Genomic DNA, 23,953 nt, shown 5'->3' with positions numbered 1-23,953 from the left:
AGCACCCGGTGGACGTTCGAAGTGGTGTACGTCGTCCGGATGACTCTCGCTCGCCGGAGCCAATCGCGTGAGGCCGTCGATAGTCAAGTGAGCAGCGACTTTATGTGAGTTGTCGGTGCCGCTTCGTGATGTTCAGGTGCGGACCAGCCGTAAAGCGTGGGGACTCTGTGGCGAAGGGACACGGCCCGTTCGTGGCAGGGGTGGGTCATGGCTTGCGGCCCACCGCCCCGTACATCGCGATGTCCTCGTCCCGGATCGTCTGCGTGTCCGTGCCGTCCGGGTGCCACTTGTGGACCTGGACGATCCCGGGGGCGACGAGGTCGAGGCCCGCGAAGAACTCGGCGGCCTCGGGGTGGGTGCGCAGCCGCATCGGCATGTCGCGGGCCGCGTACTCACGGGCGACGCGGCCGACCTCCTCGGGGGCGAACTCGGCGGTGCCGATGGACATCGCCAGGTAGCTGCCGGAGGGCAGCGGTTCGAGGAGCCGGCGGACGATGCCCACGGCGTCGTGCTCGTCCAGCATGAAGTGGACGATCGCGATGACCGTCAGCGCTACCGGCTCGCCGGGATCGAGGGTCTCGCGGAACTGGGGGGAGCCGAGAATGGCCGCCGGGTCGCGCATGTCCGCCTCGACGTACGCCGTCCTGCCCTGCGGTGTGCTGTTCAGCAGACCCTCGGAGAGCGCCAGGACCAGGGGGTCGTTGTCGACGTAGACGACGCGTGCGTCCGGGGCCGCCGACTGGGCGATCTCATGGATGTTCGGCGAGGTGGGGATGCCGGAGCCGATGTCCAGGAACTGCCGTATCCCCGCCTCCGCGGCGAGCCACTGCACGGCCCGGTTCATCCAGTCGCGGTTGGCCCGCATGTGCACGGGCAGCGCGGGCCACTCGCGGCACATGGCGTCGCCGGCCTCGCGGTCGGCGGGGTAGTGGTCCTTGCCGCCGAGGATGTAGTCGTAGATCCGAGCGGCGTGCGCGGTCTCGGTGTCGATGCGGTCGGTGGGCCGTCCGTCGGCGGGCAATGTGCCCCTCCTGTCGCGTGGAATACGAGTTCAGGGTTCAACTTCCCATCAAAGGCAGGGCAGTTGTGCGCCCGCGCGAGAAATCCCGACCCTCGGGTCCTTCGGCGGGAGGCATCCTCGATCCCCGGCCGCGGCGTCATCCGTACGTCAGATTCGAGCAGGGATCGTCGTCCGCGGACCGCGCGCCGTCCGCGACCTCGGTGGGTACGGCCGTCGGGGTCGCGGTGGGGGCGGCGGCGTACGACCGGCCGAGTACGACGCTGATCCCGGCCCCCGTGACGGACTCCAGCTCGGCACCCGGGAAGGCTCCGGCGACGGTACGGGCCCGGGACAGCTCGCCGGGCCCGTACTCGACCGACGTGCCGGTGTGGTCCTGCGTGGCCGCGGTCGCCGTACCGGTGACCGTGAACCCGTCCGACGTGAGTGTCGCGGCGGCCCGTGCGGCCAGGCCGGTCACCGTGGTGCCGTTGTAGACGAAGACGCCGATCCCGGCCCCGGAGACGGGTGTGGCGGAGGCGGTCTCCGCCGATTTCTTCTTCCCGCCCGCGTTCTTGCCGTCGATCGTGCGGTCCGCTTTCAGCGTGGCGAACAGTTCGCTCGCGTCCGGCTGCACGACCGCGACGCGTGACCCCTCGTACCGCCAGGGCACGGTCACGAACTTGGTGTTGTGCAGGTCGATGTCCTTCAGTGCCATGGCGAAGGAGATGAGCTTGTCGGCCGTGCCCAGTCCCGAGTCGACGGTCAGCGACTTCGTGGCCGCGTCGGCGAGCGGTAGCAGCCTGGTCGGGGTGAGACCCCTGCTCTTCACCTCCTTGAGCAGGCTGGCCACGAACGCCTGCTGGCGCTTGATGCGGCCGATGTCGGAGCCGTCCCCGAGGCCGTGCCGGATCCGGACGTAGTCCAGCGCCTTCTGCCCGGAGACGGTCTGCTCGCCCTTCGTGAAGAGCCGCTTGCCGGGGGTCGTGCGGTGGGGGTTGAGGTCGCTCTGGTAGACGTCCTGGGGGAGGCACACCTTCACCCCGCCCACCACCTCGGTCAGCCGGGCGAAGCCCTTGAAGTCGACGACGACGGTGTGGTCCACGCGCAGCCCGGTGAGCTGCTCGACGGTGTTCTGGGTGCAGGCCGGGTTGCCCTTGGCGGTGTCGCCGACGGAGTAGGCGGCGTTGAACATGGTGTCGGGCTGTGTCTTCGTCCAGCTGCCGTCGGGGAGCTTGCACGGGGGGATGGCCACCAGTGTGTCGCGGGGGATGGAGACCGCGAGGGCGTGCTGGTGGTCGGCGTAGATGTGCAGCAGGAACGTGGTGTCGGAGCGCCCGATGTCGTCCTTGTCGCCGCCGCCGAGCTTGTCGTTGCCACCGGTGCGGGCGTCGGAGCCGATCAGCAGGACGTTCTCGCCCTTCTGGGAGGCCGCCTCGGGGCGGTGGTCGGAGAGGCCGCCCGAGTCGAAGGTGCTGATGTTGCCGTCCAGCTTGAGATAGAGCCAGCCGGCACCGGCGGTCGCGAGCACCAGTACGGAGAGGCAGACCAGCAGCGCGAGGCGTATCCGGTGGCCCCGGCGACGTCCCGCCCGGCGGCGGCCGCTCTGCCGGTGCCGCGCAGGTGCGGGCCTTCGCGTGCTGGTGATCGTCATGCGCGCCCTCTTGCGTATTACGGGGGTTTGTCATGTTCGCCCTGAGTTGTACAGTTGCGCACCACAGCAACCGTCATCCGACGGGCGGCCGGGGCAAGTGTGCTCGACCGACGTAAGAGCGAGTTGAGAAGAACTCCGAGGAAAGAGGCCGCGGCCGTGCTCCGTAACGGACTGGAACCCTGGCACCTGCTGATCGTGGCGATAGTCGTCATCGTGCTGTTCGGCTCGAAGAAGCTGCCCGACACCGCACGAGCGCTCGGCAGGTCCATGCGCATCCTCAAGAGCGAGGCGAAGGCGCTGAAGGACGACGACACCACGGCCACGGCGACGGAGCCACCGGCCACCCCACAGGCGGCGGGCCCCACGACCTGACGCGGGGGTTCCCGCCCGACCGACGACCGGCGCCGATCCGCACCTGCGGCGGCGCACCTGGTGGCGTCGCGGGCTACGGCGACATACCGGCCCAGAATTGCCTCGGCCGCGCAAGCCGGCTCACTCTCAGGCCCACCCGGCAGGTCCGGTGCAGGGTTCGTGGTGCCTCGGCGTGGTGCTGTGGGAGTGGCCGCTGCCGCGTGCCGTTCCGGATGGCGGTCCGCGGTGGTGTTCCCGCCCGGGCCGGCCTGGCCTCTCCGGTCGTCCCGGCAGGTCCGGTGCAGGGTTCGTGGTGCCTCGGCGTGGTGCTGTGGGAGTGGCCGCTGCCGCGTGCCGTTCCGGATGGCGGTCCGCGGTGGTGTTCCCGCCCGGGCCGGCCTGGCCTCTCCGGTCGTCCCGGCAGGTCCGGTGCAGGGTTCGTGGTGCCTCGGCGTGGTGCTGTGGGAGTGGCCGCTGCCGCGTGCCGTTCCGGATGGCGGTGCGCGGTGGTGTTCCCGCCCGGGCCGGCCTGGCCTCTCCGGTCGTCCCGGCAGGTCCGGTGCAGGGTTCGTGGTGCCTCGGCGTGGTGCTGTGGGAGTGGCCGCTGCCGCGTGCCGTTCCGGATGGCGGTGCGCGGTGGTGTTCCCGCCCGGGCCGGCCTGACCTGTCCGGTCGTCCCGGCAGGTCCGGTGCAGGGTTCGTGGTGCCTCGGCGTGTGCTGTGGGAGTGGCCGCGGCCGCGTGCCGTTCCGGATGGCGGTGCGCGGTGGTGTTCCCGCCCGGGCCGGCGTGACCTGTCCGGTCGTCCCGGCAGGTCCGGTGCAGGGTTCGTGGTGCCTCGGCGTGTGCTGTGGGAGTGGCCGCGGCCGCGTGCCGTTCCGGATGGCGGTGCGCGGTGGTGTTCCCGCCCGGGCCGGCCTGGCCTGTCCGGTCGTCCCGGCAGGTCCGGTGCAGGGTTCGTCGTGCCTCGGCGTGTGCTGTGGGAGTGGCCGCGGCCGCGTGCCGTTCCGGATGGCGGTCCGCGGTGGTGTTCCCGCCCGGGCCGGCCTGACCTGTCCGGTCCCGGTCGTCCCGGCATGTCCACTACCAGGTGCGGCATGGCCTTACCGTGGTGCGTCGGTGAGTGACCCGCGACGGTGCGCCGTTCCCGGCGGCGGTCTGCGGTGTGCCGCCAGGATCGGGACTCGCCCGCGCGGAGCGGCTCAGCCCTTTCGGACCGTACGGCGACGGTCGGCCCTCGGCGTGCCGTGGAGGCGATGCACCCCTACCACGGGACCTTCCGCTGACCAGCCCTCCACACGCGAACTCCCCCTGAAACACCGGCTGTTCATCCCGCGCGCATCAGGTGGTCGGGGTGGACAGCCGGTGGTTCAGAGGGAGTCGGTGGTGGGGCGGGGTCAGGCGGGCTGCTCCTTGGCGGAGCCCTGTGGCGCCGCCGCCCGCGCGGCCTTGCGCCGCTTGCGGCGGCTCACGCGCGGCTCCTGGTCCGGCAGCCAGCCGAAGGTCATGCAGCTGCCGACGACACCGAGCAGGAGCCCGATGAAGAAGCCGCCCAGGTTGGAGGTGAGCCAGGTGCCCAGGGTGAGCAGGACCCCGGTGATCGAGTAGAAGAGGCGCTGGGTGGGGTTGAACAGGATGAGCAGCCCCAGTACCACCATCAGCGCCGGCAGCAGATAGCCGGCCAGTCCCTGCATGCCGATGTGCAGGATGACCTTCAGCGAGGCCTTCTCGGTGAGCAGGATCCAGGCGCCGCCCAGGGTGAGCAACAGCCCACCCCAGAACGGACGGTCGGCCCGCCAGCCACGGAAGGCCGACCGCACTCCGGTTCGTGGAGTTGGTGTGTCCGACATCAGCAACCCGTGCTGCTGAAGCTGAGCTTGAGACCCGGAAGCTTGAACACCGCTGCCGTGGTCGCGTAGTTGGTCTGCCGCAGGTTGGCGATGCGCACGGTGTCGGACTGCTGGCTGAAGACGCCGATCGGACCCTTGACCCCGGCCTTGGTGAGCGTGCTGGCGTCGTTGCCGATCTCGATGTTGGTGAAGGACGCGTCGCCCGTCAGCTCCGTCGAGTCGGTGGTCAGGTCGGTCGCCGTCACCTTCTGCGATCCGCTGCCCGCCTTGATGAGCAGGTTGGTGCCGCCGAGGTCGACGCTCTGGCACAGGCTGTCGAGGGTCGCGCTCTTGATCGCGGAGGTCACGACCAGCACCTGCCCCCCGGTGTCACCCTCGTTGGGGCTGCCCGGCGCCATGTTGTCGAGTCCGCCGAACTGCTCGAACCCGGTGCCGTTCAGCTCCTTGGCGGTGACCGTGAACGGCATCCCGGAGATCGCGAACTGCACGCCCAGCGCGCCCTCGGCGGTGAGAACCGCGAGCGTCGCGGCGACCAGCGTGGCCGGCACCGCCATCACGGCGGCCCGGCGGGCCCGGACCCGTCCGCGTCTGACGGGGTCGGGCGAGGAACCGCTTTCCGGGTTCTCGGGGGTGTTGTCGGCGGACGACGAGACGTCCGTGGACGAGGCCATGTCTGCTCCCAGGTGCATAGAAAGTGCGGTCTGGCATCTCACTGGCACGTTGTCCTGGCGCGGACAGCGCATGCGGCGCGCGACCCTCACAACTCCCGGCGGGCGCAAGGGCTTTCTCGCTACTCCGCAGTAGCCGCTGAGGAAGTTACCCGGGGTTACATTCGAGGGTCAAGGGAGTTGTGAAAAAAGGGTGCCGGTTGTGCCCCACTTGTGCGTCAAGGAATTCCAGTGCCCCGGCAAAACCATTGAACGATCGTCAACTAGCGGGCTTTTCCTTGACGTTGACTGACCATCAGGTCTACAACTCTCACTGCTCACCCGGATCCGTGGCGCCGGATCCGTCTCGCGGCACTGCCCGCGTCTCCCGGACGTCCTGTCCGCTCCGGGCACCTCCTGTGCCCGCCTCCTCCCAGGCACCCACACGGTCGCTTCCCCCCTCGGTCCGTGCCGAGTGCCTTTCCGCCCGGCCCGGCCGGAGGCCACCCCACGGTTCTCCGGCCGGTCGCCGGCCGGCTGCCGTTGCCGGTCCGTCACGTACGGAGAAGGCGTGACGAGCCGGTGACGGCGGACGCCGCGTCGCGTCCTCGCACCCCTTTCAGACCCCCCACCTCGGAAAAGAGGCACCCCCGCATGCGTACGCGAACCCTGCTCACCCTCACCGCCGCTCTCGCCGCCTTCACCCTCCCGGCGATCTCCCCGGCATCGGCCGCCGACAACGTCCTCACCACCGGATCCGCGGGCGGCGACGCCGTCGCCGACGGCGCCACGCTCACCGCACCCCTGGCGAGCGGCACCACGGCCACGCTCTACTCCAGCGCGACCGGCACCACGGGCATCACCTGCACCACCTCGCAGTTCACCGCGACGGTCGACAGCAACCCGGCCGCTCCCGGTACGGCCTCCGAGTCGCTCACCGGTCATACCTTCAGCAACTGCACCTCGAACAACGTGGGTGTGCTCGGCGTCACCAGCGTGACGGTCAACAACCTGGCGTACACCACCACCGTGGCCTCCGACGGCACCGTCACCGTGGCCCCGGGGAGTGCCGGGGCCATCCAGACCACCGTCGTGCTCCGGACCCTGCTGGGCAGCGTCACCTGTGTCTACCAGGCGACGAACGGCAGCCTCACCGGCGCGGCCTCCAACACCGACAACAGCATCCAGTTCGCCAACCAGCAGTTCACCAGGACCTCCGGCTCCTCGCTCTGCCCGAGCAGCGGTTTCTGGACCGCGAAGTACGCCCCGGTCGCCACCTCCGACGGCGCGGCGGTCTTCGTCAACTGACCTTCGCGCGCACGGCGTTCAGCGTCGACGCAGACGCAGCGCCAGGGCGGCGCCCCCGGTGATCACCAGCACCGCGGCGGCGCCGCCCGCCACGAGCGGGGCCGAAGGGCCGGAGTCCGCGGTGGGTGTGGAGGCCACCGGAGTGGTGTCGGGGCTCGCCTTCGACGGCGTCGGTGCAGGTGTCGCCGTCCGGGGCTCGGCGCTCGGCGAGGCGCTCGCGGAGGCCTTCGCGCCCGCGGCGACGGACGGCGAGGGCGAAGGCGTACTCGGCTCCTTCGTCTTCTCTTTCGCGTTGCCTTTCGCGGCCGCCGGGAACACCACGTCGGAACACGAGTAGTAGGTGTCCGGCGTACTGCTGTTCTGCCAGATCGTGTACAGCACATGGCGACCGGTCCGGTCGGCGGGCAGCTTCGCCGGCAGACGGTACGCGCCGCCCGTCAACGCCGGGTCCTTGACCTCGGCGAAGGGCTGCGACGGCAGGTCGGACCAGGTGAGCGGCTTCGACGGGTCGTAACCGGGCTTGGTCAGGAACATCTTGAACGTGCCGGTGTGCGGGATCGTCGAGGCGTACGTCATCGTCATCGACGCGCCCGGCGTGAGGCGCGTCGACGGCCAGTCGGTGCGGGTCAGGTCGAGGCCCTTGTAGGCCGGCAGGCCCCCACTGCACAGCTCCCCGTCGGGAACGGTCTGCCGGTCGCGGCCTTTCACGTTCGCGATCCGCAGGTTGTCCCAGGCCGCGAAGGAACTGCCGTTCGCGGCGACGGCGGCGCGGCAGGCCGCCGTACCCGCCCGCTCGCCGCCCTCGGGGGAGCAGGCGTAGGCGCGGCTCACCGGATCGGTCGGCGCTCCGTGCGCCTGCGCCGGACCCGCCGCCCAGACGGTGAGCAGCAGCGGGGCGGCGACGGTGGCCGTCAGAACGGTGCGGTATGCGGTCATCCGGGGCATCCGGGACGTCTCCTCGGCCGACGCGGGAAAGGTTTGCTCCCGTGCAGTACGGAAACCGGGCCCGGCGCGTTCAGTGCGGTACGGCAGGGGTGAAAGGGACCATTTCCGCTCAACTCCTCGACGGCGAGGGTGTGTTTCCCGCCGGATCGAGGGTTTCCCCTGTATTCACATGACCTTCGCTTTGCCTATCGTTCGACCACAGCCGAACTACAGGTAACCCCTTCGGCAATTCGGCTCACGCGCCCAGGGGGTGTCTGCCGGCCCCCGCGGCGTCGCGGCGTCTGGCACGCACGCTCGCCGCGTTGCGATCGCACGCCCCAGACGCCGCTCCTTCTTCCGCGGTGGACCGGCAGACACCCCCTGCCCGGCCACCGCGCCGCTTTTCGATCTACCCCCCGCCGCTTCACCGACGAAGCGATCAGACCGCCGCTCCGCGTTGCCCGGAGACGGCTACGAAAGGCAAGCCCTTGCGTACCTCCCCCTCCCTGCGACGGAAGCTGGTCTCCGTCGCCGCGGTCTCCGCCGCGCTGTTCTCGGCGGCCGGTACCACCGTCGCCGTGGCCCAGGAGTCCGCCCCGCAGGCCGCCGCCGTCCCCACCGCGCAGACCGAGGCCGCCCCCGGCATCGCGGCCGAGCGCCTCATCGTCGGGTACAAGTCCGGTGCCACCGAGGCCAAGTCGAACAAGGCCGCCGAGGCCGACGCCGCCGCCAAGGGCAAGGAGACCGGCGAGGACGTCGACTTCCAGCGCCGCCTCGGCACCGGTGCCGCCCTCGTCGACCTGGGTGCGGACCTGACCCGCACCGATGTCGCCGACGTGGTCGCCGAGTACAAGGCCGACCCGCAGGTCGCCTACGTCGTACCGGACCGCCTGAACACGCCGCAGGCCGACCCGAACGACACCGAGTACGCCAAGCAGTGGGACCTCTTCGAGTCCACGGCCGGCATGAACGTCCCCGGCGCCTGGAACACCACCACCGGCTCCGGCGTCACCGTCGCCGTCATCGACACCGGCTACGTCGCCCACACCGACCTCGCCGCGAACATCGTCGCCGGTTACGACTTCATCGCCGACACCGCGGTCTCCGTCGACGGCAACGGCCGCGACAGCAACCCGGCCGACCCGGGCGACTACTACGCGGCCAACGAGTGCGGCTCCGGCATCCCGGCGTCCAGCTCCTCCTGGCACGGCACGCACGTGGCCGGCACCATCGCCGCCGTCACCAACAACAGCAAGGGCGTCGCGGGCATCGCCTACGGCGCGAAGATCTCCCCGGTCCGCGTGCTCGGCAAGTGCGGCGGCTACGACTCCGACATCATCGACGCCATCACCTGGGCGTCCGGCGGCACCGTCTCCGGCGTGCCCGCCAACACCAATGTCGCCAAGGTCATCAACATGAGCCTGGGCGGCGACGGTGCCTGCACCACCGCGACCCAGAGCGCCATCACCGCCGCCGTGAACCGCGGCACTGTCGTCGCCGTCGCCGCGGGCAACGACAACGACAACGTGGCGAACCACTCGCCGGGCAACTGCAACAACGTCATATCCGTCGCCGCGACCAGCCGCACCGGCGCCAAGGCGTCGTACTCCAACTACGGTTCCCTGGTCGACATCTCGGCGCCCGGCGGCCAGACCAGCACCGGCACCGCCAACGGCATCCTGTCGACGCTGAACTCCGGCGCCACGACGGCGTCCACCGAGAGCTACGCCTACTACCAGGGCACCAGCATGGCCACCCCGCACATCGCGGGCCTCGCCGCGCTGCTGAAGTCGGCCAACTCCTCGCTGACCCCGGCCCAGATCGAGACCGCCATCAAGAACAACGCCCGTGCCCTGCCGGGCGCTTGCTCGGGCGGCTGCGGCGCGGGTCTCGCGGACGCGGCGAAGACGGTCGCGGCCGTGAGCGGCGGTACGAGCACGGGGACGACCTTCTCCAACACCACCGCCGCGTCCATCCCGGACAACGGCTCGGCGATCGAGTCCTCCATCGCGGTCACCGGCCGCACCGGCAACGCCCCCTCGGCCCTCCAGGTCGCGGTGAACATCACCCACACCTACCGCGGTGACCTGGTGGTCAGCCTCGTCGCCCCGGACGGCACGGTGTACACCCTGAAGGCCGCGAGCTCCTCGGACTCCGCGGACAACGTCAACACCACCTACACCGTGAACGCTTCGAGCGAGACGGCCAACGGCACCTGGAAGCTGCGCGTCCAGGACACCGCCGCGCAGGACACGGGCACGCTCAACAGCTGGAAGCTGACCTTCTGAGCCCCAGGGGCTCGAACTCTCTGAGCGCGCCCTGAGCAGGCGGGCCGACCGGTGCGGATGGGGCACCGGCCGGCCCGCCTTTTCTGTGCCGTCCGCCCGGTTTCTCCTGCCGGTGCGCGCGGTACGCGCACAAGCGGTCTACAAGTTGTGGGAGGCCTGGAAACTGGACGGAGTTCAGGTACCTGGTGATGGCCGTCGGACGGTGAGATATCGTGTGCAGGGAGTAAAAAACAAACGGCATGGCCTGTTCTTTTCAGGGCATGCTCTCTCGCCTCCAGGAGAGACTCGCCTATGGCCAGGCAGTTACGAGCCGAACAGACTCGCGCGGCGATCATCGCCGCCGCCGCGGAACTGTTCGACCGGCGCGGATATGAGTCGACGAGTCTCAGCGACATCGTCGATCATGCCCAAGTCACGAAGGGTGCCCTCTACTTCCACTTCGCGGCGAAGCAGGATCTCGCTCACGCCATCATGGAGATCCAGTACAAGAACCTGAACCGGCTCTCGGAGGAGATGGACAGCCGCGGCTGCACCGCGCTCGAGGCCCTGATCCGCTCCACGTTCGGCATGGCGCGGCTGTCCCTGGAGGGACCGCTGCCGAGCGCCGGCCTCCGGCTCGCCACCGGCGGACCGGACCTGCCGCCCGAACTTCCGCACCCCTTCACCCAGTGCCTGGGCATCGCCACGCGCAGACTCCACGACGCGGTCAAGGAGTCCGATCTGCATGCCGACATCGATGTCGACGCCGCCGCGCACTCCCTCGTCGCGTCCCTGGTCGGCACCCGGGTCGTGGGCCACTCCCTCGAACCCGTCACCCGTCACCCCCGCCGACTGGCCGGGCTGTGGCACATCCTGATCCGCGGCATGGTGCCGGTGCCCCGCCGCGCCCGCTATCTGAGCCTTGTCACCCACCTGGAGCGGGAGCTCAGAACCGCGTGATCCGCGCGGTACCGTGGCGCCCATGCCCGACACCCCGCCCGTGATCCTCGCCGACGAACCCGGTTCGTTCCCGCACAGCGTGCTCGCCGAGCGGCATCCCGCGATCATCCGGCAGGTTCGGGAGGCCTTCCCCTACGGCCCCGAGCAGCACCGCGCCCTCGACGCGCTGCTGGAGAACTGCACCAAGGGCGTCATCGAAACGCTCCCCGTCGCCGCGCCGGACCGCGCCGACTGGGCGGCCTGGGGTGTGGACGAGTACACCGGCCGCTCCTGGTTCGATGTGCCGTGGCTCTGGTCGGAGAGCCGGTTCTACCGCCAACTCCTGGAAGCCGTCGGCTACTTCGGCTCCGGTCCCTGGCAGGGCATCGACCCCTTCCGCCCCTTCAAGCTCGCCGAACTCGACGCCCCGGAGACCGACGAGGAACTGGCCGCGCTCGACGCCCTCGACGGCCGGCCCGCCGACGAACAGGCCGCGGCCCTGCTGCACGGCTCCCTGTGGGGCAACCGCGCGGACCTCGGCTTCCGCCTGTCCGACGCCGACGCCGAGGGCCGGGACGCCGTCCCGGGGCTGGTCGCCGACGACAGCGCCACCCTCTGGTCGCTTCTCGACGGCGCGGACACCCTCTGTCTCGTCGCCGACAACGCGGGCCGCGAACTCGTCCCGGACCTGCTCCTGATCGCCCACCTCCTCGCCCAGGGGCGCGTCCGCCGGGCGATCCTGCACGTCAAGCCGTATCCGTACTACGTCTCCGACGCCACGACCGCCGATGTGGTCGACGCCGTGCGCCGGCTGATCCGGGCGCCGGGCGCGGCGGCCGGTCACGGGCGCGGGCTGTGGTCGGCGATGGCCGACGGCAGCCTCACCGTGCGCGCCCACCCCTTCTCCTGCGCCCCGCTGCCGTACCAGGCGATGCCGGACGACCTCCGTGCCGAGTTCGCCGCAGCCGCGGTGACCGTCGTCAAGGGCGACCTCAACTACCGCCGCCTGGTGGGCGATCGGATGTGGCCTCCCACGACCCCCTTCGCCGGCGTGACGGACTACTTCCCGGGTCCGGTGGCCGCTCTGCGCACCCTGAAGTCCGACGTGATCACCGGCCTCGCCCCGGCGACGGAGGCCGCGCTGGTCGCGGCGGAGGGGCAGCGCTGGCGGACCGGGGGCACGCACGCGCTGATCCAGGTGCGTCCCTAGCGCTCAACCGGCCTGTATCGGCGGCGAGGTGGGTCCGCTGACGAAGCCCGGCACCGGCCGCCCGGCGATACGGCGAACGACGTGGGCGGATGGTTGGCTTGCTTTTGTGTAGTGATCATGCCAAGCGGGGCGTCATCATGCGCGGATGGCCTCACGTCCATCGTGTTCGGGAAGAGGAAAGGCGGCGGCCGCCGCGATCGCCCTCGCGCTCGCACTCACGGCCTGCGGCGACGACAACGACTCCACGTCCTCGGACGGCGGCCGGCGGACGGTCACCGTGGCCGCGCTGCCCCTGGTCGACTCTGCCATGCTCTACATCGCGCGGGACCGGGGCCTGTTCGAGAAGGAGGGCCTGGACGTCCGCGTCCAGCAGATCCAGCAGAGCCTCCAAGCGCTGCCGGCCCTGTCCAAGGGACAGATCGACATGGTCGCGAGCGCGAACTACGTCACCTACTTCCAGGCCCACGACAAGGGCACCCTCGACATCCGCATCGTCGCCGAGGCGATCAGGGCCGCGCCGAAGATGATGGACGTGCTGGTGCCGAAGGACTCCGACATCAAGTCCGTCGCCGACCTCACGGGCCGCAAGCTCGCCGTCAACGTCCTCAATAACGTCCAGTCGCTGACGTTCAACGAGATCCTCGCGGAACAGGGCGCCCCCGGTGAGCCCGTCTACCGGCAGATCCCCTTCCCGCAGATGGGTGCCGCCCTCGACAAGGGACAGGTCGACGCCGTGCACGCCGTCGAGCCCTACGACAGCGCCATCCAGGACGAGTTGGGAGCCAGGGTCCTCGTGGACGGGGCGTCCGCACCCGTCGAGTCCATCCCGCTCAGCGGATATCTCACCACCGAGAAGTACGCCTCCGGGAACGCCGATGCGCTGGCCGCGTTCCAGCGGGCCCTCAAGGCGGCCGTGAAGATCGCCGAGGCGGACCCCGAGGCCGTGCGCGAGGTGCTGCCGACCTACACCAAGGTGACGGAGAAACAGGCGGACTCCATCGACCTGCCGGTCTTCCCGGGGACCATGGACGCGGCGCAGATCGCCCGGCTCACCGAACTCATGAAGAAACAGGGGATGTTGAGCAAGCCGATCGATCCGGCGACGTTGCTGGTGCGGTGAAGCGGACGGGACGGCTGCGGGAGTGGTGGCTGGGCGCCCTCGGCGTACTGCTCGCCCTCGGCGTGTGCGAGGCGGTGAGCCGCGCCGGGATCGTGCGGCGCAGCTACTTCCCGCCCGCCTCCGAAGTCCTCGTACGGTCCGTGGAGTTGGCGGGCGACAGCGTCTTCCTGGACGGAGTCGGCGCCACTCTGCGCGCCTGGGCGCTCGGCCTCGGACTGGCCTGCGCCATCGCCGTCCCGCTCGGGCTCCTCTTCGGCAGCGTGCCGGTCGTCGACGCCGCCGTACGCGCGATCGTGGAGTTCCTGCGGCCGCTGCCGTCCGTGGCACTGATCCCGCTGGTCTCCCTGCTGCTCGGCTCGGGCACCGAGACCAAGGTCGCGCTCGTCACCTACGCCTCCGTGTGGCCGATCCTCTTCAACACCGTCTACGGCCTCGGCGAGACCGACCCCCTCGCCAAGGAAACCCTGCGGGCCTTCGGCTTCGGCCGGCTGTCGGTACTCCTGCGCGTCGAACTCCCCGGCACGGCCCCCTTCATCGCCGCCGGCATCCGCATCTCGGCCGCCGTCGCCCTCATCCTCGCCGTCGCCACGGAGATCCTCGCCGGGTTCGGCGAGGGCCTCGGCATCTACATCGCCCAGGCAGGCCTCGCCACGGACGGCACCCGCGACGTCCTCGCGGGCGTGGTCTGGGCCGGGACACTCGGACTCGTCATCAACGGGGTGCTGGTGTGGGCGGAGCGGAAGCTGTTCCCGTGGACACCGGCGCACCGGGGGACGGGGTGACGTCATGAGACGGCGGGGGACCGGGGCCGGGATGGCGTCATGAAGCGGCGGGGCGCCGGGGCCGAGGTGACGCGATGAGCAGTGGCCAGGAGCAGGGCGATGGTCAGGGGGGCGCGGGGGAGGGCGTACGTGCCGCGGACGCGGCCGGGCTCGGTCTCCCGCGCGCCGCGTCGTCGGACCCGAGCGGGGACGGGTCGCCCGGTTCGGCGCGGCCGGCGCCAGGCTCCCCCCGCCGGAGCCGGCGGCACGGGACGGCCGAACCCCGTTCCTCGAAGGCGGCGCAGCGCGGGAGCCTCCCGGCCGGTCTTCGTCATGCCCTCCTGCGCTGGCTCGGTGTCCCGCGCGCCGCGTCGCCGGGCCCGAGCGGGGACGGGCCGCCCGGTTCGGCGCGGCCGGCGCCAGGCTCCCCCCGCCGGAGCCGGCGGCACGGGACGGCCGAACCCCGTTCCTCGGAGGCGGCGCAGCGTGGGCGCCTCCCGGCCGGTCTTCGTCATGCCCTCCTGCGCTGGCTCGGTGTCCCGCGCGCCGCGTCGCCGGGCCCGAGCGGGGACGGGTCGCCCGGTTCGGCGCGGCCGGCGCCAGGCTCCTCCCGCCGGAGTCGGCGGCACGGGACGGCCGAACCCCGTTCCTCGGAGGCGGCGCAGCGTGGGCGCCTCCCGGCCGGTCTTCGTCATGCCCTCCTGCGCTGGCTCGTTCTCGCCGTCGCCGTGGCCCTCTGGGAGGTGGTTGCCCGGGCGCACGGCAGCGTCTACTTCCCGCCCCCCGGCCGTATCGCCCGCCACGCCCACGAGCTGTGGTTCTCCGGCCCCGTCCGCCATGTGTTCCTCTCCGAGGCCGCCGTGGCCGACATCCTGCCCAGCCTCGGCCGGATGGGTGCCGGGTTCGGGCTCGCCGCCGTCGCCGGGATCGCGCTCGGTGTCGCGGTCGGCCGCTCGCGGTCGGCATACTCCCTGTGCAACCCGGTCCTGCAGTTCGCACGCGCCGTCCCCCCGCCCGCGCTGGTCCCGGTCTTCGTCGTGGTCCTCGACTTCGGTACGCCGATGCAGATCGCGTCGATCGCCTTCGGTGCCGTCTGGCCCGTGCTGATCAACACCGCGGAAGGCGCCCGCAACATAGACCCGCTGCACCTCGACGTCGCCGCCGTATTCCGCCTGAACCCCCTCGAACGGCTCTGGTCCCTCATCCTCCCCTCCGCGCTGCCCCGCATCTTCGCGGGCCTCAGACTGAGCCTTTCGCTCTCCCTCATCCTCATGGTCTTCTCGGAACTGCTCCCGGGCACCGCCAACGGCATCGGCTTCACCCTCACCGACGCCCAGACCCGCTCCGACCTGCTCACCGTATGGGCGGCCCTGGTTCTGCTGGGCGCCCTCGGTTATCTGCTGAACGCCGGCCTGCTGGCGGTGGAGAAGCGGCTCGTCGGCAGGGGGAAGGCGACCGCATGACCCGTACGAAGGCAACCCGCTCACCCGCACGCAGCCGTCCCACGCCCCGGGCCAGGTGACACCACCGCAGCTCCGACCAGACGCAGCCGGCCCGTACTACGGCGCCCCCCGGTACTCACCGTTCGCGACGGTCAACTCCTGTGCGTGGTCGGCCCGTCCGGCTGCGGCAAGCCCACTCTCCTGCGTACGTCGCGGGCCTGCTGTCCGCCCGCGAGGGCGCCGTCACGGTTGACGGCGCCCCCGTCGTCGGCGTACCCGACCGGCTCGCGGCCCTCTTCGAGGACTACGGCCGCTCCCTCTACCGTTCCTGGGGACTGAGTGGGAGCGAGTCCGCTCAGCCGCACGCCCCGAACGGTCTTGGGCGCACTGGTCCCCGGCGTACTCGACCCCGGGGCGGCGACACGCATCTCGTGCGTGGTCCGGGCCCGGGAGACCAGTTCCCTCACGACCTGGCCAAGTGGGTACGGCCAAAGGTGACGAGGAGGCCCCGAACCATCACTCCGGTGGAGCGGGGGCCCCGCACGCTGGCGCCGTACCCGGCGTCCCAGATCGCACCATCACGCTACCCTGATCGGCCTACAGCGCCGCGAGCCCACGAGTCGACGATCACACGATCTAGCTAAACCGACCTTATGTGTGGTCGTCGGTGAGCAACTGCTGACCCTTCGTCACGCAGGTCGTGCCCGAACTACCGGGTTAGCGGGAGCAGATCGGGACCCGGGGACTCCCGGAGTTCGTGGCGCTCAGAGCGGAGGTGGGGCGGGCGGTACGGGGCACCTAGCCCCGGGTCAGGCCACCCGCACGTCCTGCCGCACCAGCCGGTGGTCCGAGGTCGGCACATTCGTCCCGCCCCCGACCAGCCAGGGTGAAGTCTGCGCGCGTAGAGATGAACGCCACAAGACCCGTCGAGAACTACCGAGTTCAGCCCCGATTCACGCGATGGTGTGATCATGTCCCGTGCCGCGGATGCCCCCGGAGGGCCTGGGTAGGGCCCCGCCCATGACGCAGCCCTTCGAACTCCCGCACTTCTACATGCCGTATCCCGCCCGGCTGAACCCGCACCTCGACGAGGCACGCGCCCACTCGAGCCGGTGGGCACGCGACATGGGCATGCTGGAGGGATCCGGGGTCTGGGAGCAGTCCGACCTCGACGCCCATGACTACGGTCTGCTCTGCGCCTGCACCCACCCCGACTGCGACGGTCCCGCCCTGTCGCTGATCACCGACTGGTACGTGTGGGTCTTCTTCTTCGACGACCACTTCCTGGAGATCTTCAAACGCACCCAGGACCGCGCCGGCGGCAAGGCCTACCTCGACCGGCTGCCGCTGTTCATGCCGATGGACCTCGCCACGCCGATGCCCGAACCGCAGAACCCCGTCGAGGCAGGCCTCGCCGACCTGTGGACGCGGACCGTACCCGCCATGTCGGCGGACTGGCGCCGCCGCTTCGCCGTCGCCACCGAGCATCTCCTCAACGAGTCTCTGTGGGAACTGTCCAACATCAACGAGGGGCGGATCGCCAACCCCGTCGAGTACATCGAGATGCGCCGCAAGGTGGGCGGCGCCCCCTGGTCGGCGGGGCTCGTCGAGTTCGCGACCGCCGAAGTGCCCGTGGCCGTCGCGGGGTCCAGGCCGCTGAGGGTCCTGATGGAGACGTTCTCCGACGCCGTCCATCTGCGCAACGACCTCTTCTCCTACCAGCGGGAGGTCGAGGACGAGGGCGAGAACAGCAACGGCGTGCTGGTCCTGGAGACCTTCTTCGGCTGCACCACCCAGCAGGCCGCCGACACCGTCAACGACATCCTCACCTCCCGGCTCCACCAGTTCGAGCACACCGCCCTCACCGAGGTGCCGGCGCTCGCCCTGGAGAAGGGTCTCGCCCCGGGCGACATCGCCGCGATCGCCGCCTACACCAAGGGACTTCAGGACTGGCAGTCCGGCGGCCACGAGTGGCACCTGCGCTCCGGTCGCTACATGAACGAGGGCGCCACCCCCACCTCGCCCTGGCACGGTCTCACCGGCCCGGGCACCTCCGCCGCCGACATCGGCGCCCTGCTCGCCTCGGCCGGTGCGATGGGGGCACCTCCCACGCCCTTCGGGCAGTGGGGGAGGCTGCGCGCGTACACGCATGTGCCGTACCAGAAGGTCGGCCCTTCCCGACTCCCCGACTTCTACATGCCCTTCGAGGTCGAGCTCAGCCCGCATCTGCCCGCCGCCCGCCCCCGGCTCATCGAGTGGACGCACCGGATGGGCATGCTCCAGGAGGGCGTCTGGGACGAGGACAGGCTGGCCGCGGCCGATCTGCCGCTGTGCTCGGCGGGACTCGACCCGGACGCGACACCCGAGGCCCTCGACCTCAGCGCGCAGTGGCTGGCCTGGGGGACGTACGGCGACGACTACTACCCGCTGGTCTTCGGCCACCGCCGCGACCTCGCCGCCGCCCGGCTGATCACCCAGCGTCTGTCGGACTGCATGCCGGTGGCGGGCGAGCAGGTCCCGATGCCCCTGAACGGCATGGAGCGCGGCCTGATCGACCTGTGGCCGCGCACGACGGCGGGGATGACGCCGTACCAGCGCCGCTCCTTCAAGGACTCCGTGAACGGGATGACCGAGAGCTGGGTCTGGGAGCTCTCCAATCAGGTCCAGAACCGGATCCCCGACCCGGTCGACTATCTGGAGATGCGCCGCGCCACCTTCGGCTCCGACCTCACGATCAGCCTGTGCCGGATGGGCCACGGCCCCGCCGTCCCGCCGGAGGTCTACCGCAGCGGCCCGGTCCGCTCGCTGGAGAACGCGGCCATCGACTACGGCATGCTCATCAACGACGTCTTCTCGTACCAGAAGGAGATCGAGTACGAGGGCGAGGTCCACAACGCGATCCTCGTCGTGCAGAACTTCTTCGGCGTCGACTACCCGACCGCCCTCGACGTCGTCCACGACCTGATGACCCAGCGCATGCGGCAGTTCCAGCATGTCGCCGCGCATGAACTGCCCATCGTCTACGACGACTTCGGCCTGTCGGACGAGGCGCGCGAGATCATGCGCGACTACGTCGCCGACCTCCAGAACTGGATGGCGGGCATCCTGCACTGGCACCGCACCGTCGACCGCTACAAGGCCGGTTATCTGTCCCGCCGGTCCCACGGATTCCTGCCGGACCGGCCACCGGCCCTGACGCTGCCGCGCGTCGGCTGACCTGCCGCCCGGCTCCCTGGAGACCGGGCAGGTCACCGTACGTGACAGCCGCCGCTGTCAACGGGAGTTCGCGCGTCCGTGCGCGGTTTTCGGACCTTCTCGTGCGGAACGGGACATTCAGGGAACTTCGGCGATGCGCCCGGAGTCTGTCGGGGTGAAGGAAGCAAGACCACAGAACACACGGGGGTGTTCGACCTTGACCGACATCATCGAGAGGATCACGGAGAGCGACAAGGCAGAGCAGGAGGCGGCGCCGGGCGAACTGGCGCCGTATGTCGCGCCGTTGCCCGTTCCGCCCGTCCTGCGGCCCGCCACCGGCGATGTGCTGCGTGAGACGGAGATCGCCCTGCAGCCGACCTGGGTCCGGCTGCATCCGCAGCTGCCGCCGACCCTGATGTGGGGGTACGAGGGCCTGGTGCCCGGCCCCACCATCGAGGTGCGGCGCGGCCAGCGGCTCCGCATCGCCTGGACCAACCGCGTGCCCAAGGGCAGCGAATACCCGGTCACCGCCGTCGAGGTACCGGTCCGCCCGGCGGGCACCGCGCCCGCCACCACCGAGCCCGGCCGCGACGGCGTCAAACCCGACGAGGACGTGGCCGCCCTGCCCGCCTGGTCGGTGACCCATCTGCACGGCGCCCAGACTGGCGGCGGCAACGACGGCTGGACGGACAACGCCGTGGGCTTCGGCGACGCTCAGCTCTCCGAGTACCCGAACGACCACCAGGCGGTCCAGTGGTGGTACCACGACCACGCCATGAACATCACGCGGTGGAACGTGATGGCGGGCCTGTACGGCACCTACCTGGTCCGCGACGAGGAGGAGGACGCCCTTCATCTCCCCTACGGGGAACGGGAGATCCCGCTCCTGCTCGCCGACCGCAACCTCGACACCGACGAGGACGGCCTCCTCAACGGCCGGCTGCTGCACAAGACGATCGTGGTGAACCCGTCCCACCCGGAGACGGGCAAGCCGGTCACGACACCGTTCCTCGGCCCGTACACCACGGTCAACGGGCGCATCTGGCCGTACGCCGACGTGGACGACGCCTGGTACCGCTTCCGCCTGGTGAACGCGTCGAACGCGCGGATCTACGACCTGGTCCTGGTGGACGAGGACGACAACCCGGTGCCGGGCATCGTGCATCAGATCGGCAGCGACGGCGGGCTCCTGCCGCGGCCCGTGCCGATCGACTTCGACGGCGCGCTGCCCACCCTGACCGCCGCCCCGGCCGAGCGCTTCGACCTGCTGGTCGACTTCCGCGGCCTCGCGGGCCGCAGGCTCCGTCTGCTCAACAAGGGCCCCAACCAGCCCGTGGGCGTGCCCGACCCGGTGGGCAATGTGCGCTACCCGGCGGTCATGGAGTTCCGGGTCGGTGAGTCCTGCGAGACCGACACCTTCGAGCTGCCCGAGATGCTCTCGGGCTCCTTCCGCCGGATCACCCACGACGTGGCGCACGGCCACCGGCTGATCGTGCTCACACCGCCCGGCACCAAGGGCGGCGGCGGACATCCCGAGATATGGGAGATGGCCGAGGTCGAGGACGCGAGCGGCATCCAGTTCCCCGCCGAGGGGATCATCCAGGTCACCGGCCCGGACGGCACCACGAAGACCTACCGGCGCACGGCCCGGACCTTCAACGACGGCCTGGGCTTCACCATCGCCGAGGGCAGCCACGAACTGTGGAGCTTCCTCAACCTCGCGCCGATTCCGCACCCGATGCACATCCACCTGGCCGACTTCCAGGCGCTGGGACGGGACCCGTACGTGGTGACGGGCTTCGACCAGGCGGTGGGCGGCACCCGCACACCGATCGCGTACGACCCGGCCAGGACCATTCCGCTGGCGCCCAACGAACGGGGCTACAAGGACGTCTACCGGGTCCCGGGCAACCAGATGCTGCGCATCATGGGCAGGTTCGACGGGGCGTACGGCCGGTTCATGTACCACTGCCACTTCCTGGAGCACGAGGACATGGGCATGATGCGGCCCTTCGTCGTCCTGCCGCCCGAGGCCCTGAAGTTCGACCACGGCGGCGGCCACCACGGCGGACACGGGACGGGTCACACGGGCTGACCCCGGTACCGCACGGCGTGCTCCACCGCGGCTCGCGCCAGCGCCCGGACCATCGGGTGCGGGCGCGAGCCGTCACCGGCCAGCTCGGGCTGGAACAGCGAGGCCAGGAAGAAGGGGTGGCCCGGCAGTTCGGCGATCCGGACGTGTCCGTCCTCGTCGTACCCGGAGAAGCGCAGCCCGTGCGCGCGCAGCGTGTCGAGGTGGCGGGACGCGCCGTAGGCGCAGAAGTAGCGCTCGACCGTGCGTTCCGATCCGATCACGGACTGGGCGAGCGAGCCCGGCTCGATGGTGACCGCGCCCTCGTGGCCGACGAGGGAGCAGGCCAGCGGCTCGATGAGCAGGTCCTCGGCGTCGGGGTCGGTCTCGGCGTGCGCCACGCGCACGAGGCCGCACACGTCACGGGCGTACTCCAGCAGCGCGTGCTGGAACCCGGCGCACGTACCGAGGAACGGAATGCCCTCCACGCGCGCGGTGCGGATCGCCGCGAGCACGCCCTCCTCGCTGCGGTACGGGCTGCCCGGCACCACCCACACCGCGTCGAACCCGCTGACGGCGCCCTCCTTCTCGGCGTCCTCGGACGGGATCCAGTAGGCATCGAGGACGAGCCGGTCACGTTCGGCGAGGGAGTCCATCAGAAGAGGGATGCGGGTGTGGGACACCACGCTGGGGGATCGGTCGCCGACCAGGGCGATCCGGGCGGTCACGGCTGCTGGGTTCGTCATGACCTCATCCTGGGCGCGGCCGCCGGATCGCGTCCAACGATGATTTCTGCACTCTCGATAAGCAGAGCTGATGGGACCCTGGAGGCATGGACCCGCACCTCCTGCGCACCTATGTCACCGTCGCCCGCCTCGCCTCCTTCTCCGAGGCCGCCCGTGAGCTGGGCTACACCCAGTCGGCCGTGTCCCAGCACATCCAGGCCCTCGAACAGGACCTGGGCGCCCCGCTGCTGACCCGCCGTCCCGTCCTGCCCACGGCGGCCGGCGAGCGGCTCCTCGAACACGCGGGCCCCCTGCTGCTGCGTCTGGACGCGGCCCGCGCGGACGTCGTCCGGATGGCGGCCGCGCCCGCGTACGGGCTGACCCTCGCCGCCGCCCCGACCGCGCTCGGGGCCCATGTCCTGGCCGCGCTCCCGGCCGCGGGCGTGACCCTGCGGGTACTCGCCCGCGAGGCCGTTCCCGTGGCCGTCGCCACCGGTACGGCGGACCTGGGCCTGATCGACGGCCTGGCCGCCCCCAGCGACCCGCTGCGGCTGCCCGACGTGGCACCACTGACCACGCGCGGCGCCGGCGAGGAGCCCGTGTGCGTGCTGCTGCCCGACGCGCATCCGCTCGCGCGCCGCTCCGGCCTGCGCATCGCCGACCTCGCCGACGCCCGCTGGCTGGACGCCCCGGAGGCGGGCCTGCCCCTGGCCCACCTCCGCGCGGCGAACGGCGGTCACGGGTTCCGCCCCGCACTGCGCTACGACGGCACGGACGTCCGTACCCTCACCGCCCTGGCCGCGGCGGGGCGCGGCCTGACCCTGCTGCCCCGCTCGGCGGCGACGGGAATTCCCGGCACGGTCGCGGTTGCGGTCACGGAGCCGCGAGTCGTCCATCGCACCGAACTGGTCCACACGGGGGTGCTGCGGGGAGCGGCGGCGGCGCTGGCGGACGTGCTGACGGGCTGAGCTCGCACGTGCGTGGTGCCGATCGGCCCGAACACCCATGGCTTCCCGTTCTTGACCGCCAGTCAGTCTCACTCGTTCGTGGCTCGTCCGGCGCCGCTGTCACGGGTAGAGCACCAGCCGGGAGCGACCCCGTGTCCGCCGGAGGCAAGCCATGGAACAGACCGCGTTGCGTCCGAAGCCGATGCCCGGCCAGGAGCCCGGCGGCGGCAGCAGACCCCGTGCCACCCGGCATCCGCACGCCGCGCCTCGCCGCGGCCGGAAGCTGCGGACCCTGCTGCTCGGACTGTTCGTCGGAGCGGTCCTGGTCCTGTCCGGCGTCGGGCTCGGCACGGTCGGCGCCACGGTGATCGGCATGAGCAGACTCGCCGAGCTGCAGCGGCAGACGGAGCGGACCCCGCCCGCCCCGACCCGCTCCGCCGCCTCGTCGCCCTCGCCGTCCTCCGCGCCGGCCCCGCCCACGGCGGTCCTCGGCGTGGAGGCCGTCGACGCCGAGAAGACGGGCGCCCTGATCGTCGGTGTGCATGTGCCGGGCCCCGGCTTCGCGGCGGGCCTGGTCCGGGGCGACGTACTTCTCCAGGTCGGCAAGGCCCGCGTCGACTCGGCCGCCGACCTCGCCCGCACCGTCTCCGGCACCCGCCCCGGCAAGGAGATCACCTTGACGGTCCGTCACCGGAGTGGCGGCTACCAGCAGTTGACCGCGGTGCCCGGCATCGTCACATGACCACCCGGAAGTGGCTGGTGAGCCGCCCCGTGTCGTCGAGGATGTGGAACGCGAACCCGACCGGCGCGTCCCGGTCCGCGATCTGCTCGCCCTCCCAGGGCATCCGCAGCGTCCACGTCACCCCCGGGCCGACCACCAGCGGCCGCCCGGCGAAGACGGTCGCGGCGGGCGTGTGGGCGTGACCGGTGATGATCCCGGCGATCTCGGGGCGGCGCTCGAGCAGCGCGGCCAGCCGGTCGGGCTCCCGCAACGGGTACGAGTCCGGCAGCGGGTGGTGCAGCGCCACCGGGGGGTGGTGGAAGGCGAGCAGCGCGCGGCGTTCCTGGCCGAGTCCGTCCAGCGTCGCCTCGATCCAGTCGTACGTCTCCTCCTCCAGGGCGCCTTCGTCCCTGCCCGGGATGCTGGAGTCGCACATCAGCACCGCGGCGTCGTCGAAGACCCGCACACTGTTGACCGGACCGTCCGCCGCCGGCAGCCCCAGCAGGGCCTTGCGGTACGGGGCGCGGCTGTCGTGGTTGCCCGGGCAGGTCAGCACCGGGAACGGTGCGTCGCCCAGGATCCGCGCGACCTCCTCGTACTCCGTCTCCGCGCCGTGGTCCGCGATGTCCCCCGTCACCAGCAGGGCGTCCACCCGCCCCGGCAGGTCCCACAGCCGGTCGCGCACCCGCTCCGCGCGCTCCGTGGCCCGTTCGCTACCGTCCAGATGCAGATCGCTGATGTGCGCGAGTACGAGCACGGCCGGATGCCCCCCTGAGATCGACCCTAATGGCGTACGTGAATCTAAGCATTAGGGCTAATGCTTGA

At 71.1% G+C, this 23,953-nt stretch carries 19 protein-coding genes; 12 read left to right on the top strand and 7 right to left on the bottom strand.

All coding sequences use genetic code 11. The annotated features are described in order from the left end of the window. Positions 1 to 205: 205 nt before the first annotated feature. Together QF037_RS12280 and QF037_RS12275 are read right to left on the bottom strand one after the other, a co-directional pair. Entirely contained in the window at positions 206 to 1,021 is an 816-nt protein-coding gene (locus QF037_RS12280) for an SAM-dependent methyltransferase (RefSeq protein ID WP_307024528.1), read from the bottom strand. 136 nt (positions 1,022 to 1,157) lie between these two features. Continuing rightward, the gene (locus tag QF037_RS12275; protein WP_307024526.1) at positions 1,158 to 2,651 is read right to left on the bottom strand and encodes an LCP family protein; all 1,494 of its coding nucleotides are present in this window, start codon (positions 2,649 to 2,651) and stop codon (positions 1,158 to 1,160) included. Between the two features lie 156 nt (positions 2,652 to 2,807). On the opposite strand from QF037_RS12275, the gene tatA reads away from it, so the two are divergent. Further along, the gene (gene tatA / locus QF037_RS12270; RefSeq protein WP_307024525.1) at positions 2,808 to 3,023 is read left to right on the top strand and encodes a Sec-independent protein translocase subunit TatA; all 216 of its coding nucleotides are present in this window, start codon (positions 2,808 to 2,810) and stop codon (positions 3,021 to 3,023) included. A 1,375-nt stretch (positions 3,024 to 4,398) separates the two neighbouring features. Here the strand turns inward: tatA and QF037_RS12265 are convergent. After that, positions 4,399 to 4,851: a DUF6114 domain-containing protein gene (locus QF037_RS12265; protein ID WP_307024523.1), complete on the bottom strand. Its 453-nt coding sequence runs from the start codon at positions 4,849 to 4,851 to the stop codon at positions 4,399 to 4,401. Next, positions 4,851 to 5,522, bottom strand: coding sequence for a DUF6230 family protein (locus tag QF037_RS12260; RefSeq protein ID WP_307024521.1), 672 nt, complete (start codon positions 5,520 to 5,522; stop codon positions 4,851 to 4,853). The genes QF037_RS12265 and QF037_RS12260 overlap by 1 nt, the downstream gene beginning before the upstream one ends. Positions 5,523 to 6,152: 630 nt before the next feature. On the opposite strand from QF037_RS12260, the gene QF037_RS12255 reads away from it, so the two are divergent. Next, positions 6,153 to 6,806: a Tat pathway signal sequence domain protein gene (locus QF037_RS12255; RefSeq protein ID WP_307024520.1), complete on the top strand. Its 654-nt coding sequence runs from the start codon at positions 6,153 to 6,155 to the stop codon at positions 6,804 to 6,806. 18 nt (positions 6,807 to 6,824) lie between these two features. On the opposite strand, the gene QF037_RS12250 is transcribed toward QF037_RS12255, so the two are convergent. Then, positions 6,825 to 7,751, bottom strand: a complete 927-nt coding sequence (locus QF037_RS12250) for a lytic polysaccharide monooxygenase auxiliary activity family 9 protein (RefSeq protein WP_307024518.1) — start codon at positions 7,749 to 7,751, stop codon at positions 6,825 to 6,827. A gap of 467 nt (positions 7,752 to 8,218) precedes the next feature. On the opposite strand from QF037_RS12250, the gene QF037_RS12245 reads away from it, so the two are divergent. From QF037_RS12245 to phsA, 8 genes are all read left to right on the top strand, one after another. Then, positions 8,219 to 10,018, top strand: coding sequence for a S8 family peptidase (locus QF037_RS12245; protein ID WP_307024517.1), 1,800 nt, complete (start codon positions 8,219 to 8,221; stop codon positions 10,016 to 10,018). Between the two features lie 291 nt (positions 10,019 to 10,309). Next, positions 10,310 to 10,957, top strand: coding sequence for a ScbR family autoregulator-binding transcription factor (locus QF037_RS12240; protein ID WP_307024516.1), 648 nt, complete (start codon positions 10,310 to 10,312; stop codon positions 10,955 to 10,957). 22 nt (positions 10,958 to 10,979) lie between these two features. Further along, on the top strand, positions 10,980 to 12,146 hold the full coding sequence (locus QF037_RS12235; RefSeq protein WP_307024515.1) for a damage-control phosphatase ARMT1 family protein: 1,167 nt from the start codon (positions 10,980 to 10,982) through the stop codon (positions 12,144 to 12,146). Positions 12,147 to 12,291: 145 nt separating this feature from the next. After that, positions 12,292 to 13,266 (top strand): ABC transporter substrate-binding protein, encoded by a 975-nt coding sequence (locus QF037_RS12230; RefSeq protein WP_307024513.1) that lies wholly within the window; start codon positions 12,292 to 12,294, stop codon positions 13,264 to 13,266. Continuing rightward, positions 13,263 to 14,048: an ABC transporter permease gene (locus tag QF037_RS12225; RefSeq protein WP_307024511.1), complete on the top strand. Its 786-nt coding sequence runs from the start codon at positions 13,263 to 13,265 to the stop codon at positions 14,046 to 14,048. The genes QF037_RS12230 and QF037_RS12225 overlap by 4 nt, the downstream gene beginning before the upstream one ends. A 707-nt stretch (positions 14,049 to 14,755) precedes the next feature. After that, entirely contained in the window at positions 14,756 to 15,490 is a 735-nt protein-coding gene (locus tag QF037_RS12220) for an ABC transporter permease (protein ID WP_307024509.1), read from the top strand. A 999-nt stretch (positions 15,491 to 16,489) separates the two neighbouring features. Next, positions 16,490 to 18,685 carry a germacradienol/geosmin synthase Cyc2 gene (gene cyc2 / locus QF037_RS12205; RefSeq protein WP_307024508.1) on the top strand — a complete coding sequence of 732 codons (2,196 nt, stop codon included), beginning with the start codon at positions 16,490 to 16,492 and terminating at the stop codon, positions 18,683 to 18,685. 196 nt (positions 18,686 to 18,881) lie between these two features. Further along, positions 18,882 to 20,759, top strand: a complete 1,878-nt coding sequence (gene phsA / locus QF037_RS12200; protein ID WP_307024506.1) for an O-aminophenol oxidase PhsA — start codon at positions 18,882 to 18,884, stop codon at positions 20,757 to 20,759. Here phsA and QF037_RS12195 read toward each other — a convergent pair. Next, positions 20,747 to 21,481, bottom strand: coding sequence for a CTP synthase C-terminal region-related (seleno)protein (locus tag QF037_RS12195; protein ID WP_307024504.1), 735 nt, complete (start codon positions 21,479 to 21,481; stop codon positions 20,747 to 20,749). The two genes, phsA and QF037_RS12195, sit on opposite strands and share 13 nt — an antisense overlap. 86 nt (positions 21,482 to 21,567) lie before the next feature. Between QF037_RS12195 and QF037_RS12190 the strand changes: the two genes are divergently transcribed. Further along, a complete protein-coding gene (locus QF037_RS12190; RefSeq protein ID WP_307024502.1) occupies positions 21,568 to 22,428 on the top strand; it encodes a LysR family transcriptional regulator in 861 nt (286 codons plus the stop codon). Between the two features lie 151 nt (positions 22,429 to 22,579). Beyond that, positions 22,580 to 23,149 (top strand): PDZ domain-containing protein, encoded by a 570-nt coding sequence (locus tag QF037_RS12185; protein ID WP_307024500.1) that lies wholly within the window; start codon positions 22,580 to 22,582, stop codon positions 23,147 to 23,149. On the opposite strand, the gene QF037_RS12180 is transcribed toward QF037_RS12185, so the two are convergent. After that, the gene (locus QF037_RS12180) at positions 23,142 to 23,885 is read right to left on the bottom strand and encodes a phosphodiesterase (protein WP_307024498.1); all 744 of its coding nucleotides are present in this window, start codon (positions 23,883 to 23,885) and stop codon (positions 23,142 to 23,144) included. The two genes, QF037_RS12185 and QF037_RS12180, sit on opposite strands and share 8 nt — an antisense overlap. Between the last annotated feature and the right edge of the window lie 68 nt (positions 23,886 to 23,953).

This window comes from Streptomyces canus, from assembly GCF_030815415.1.
Taxonomy (GTDB): Bacteria; Actinomycetota; Actinomycetes; order Streptomycetales; family Streptomycetaceae; genus Streptomyces; species Streptomyces canus_F.
Note: the sequence above shows the minus strand (reverse complement) of the source record. Positions and strands in the feature narration are given on the sequence as shown.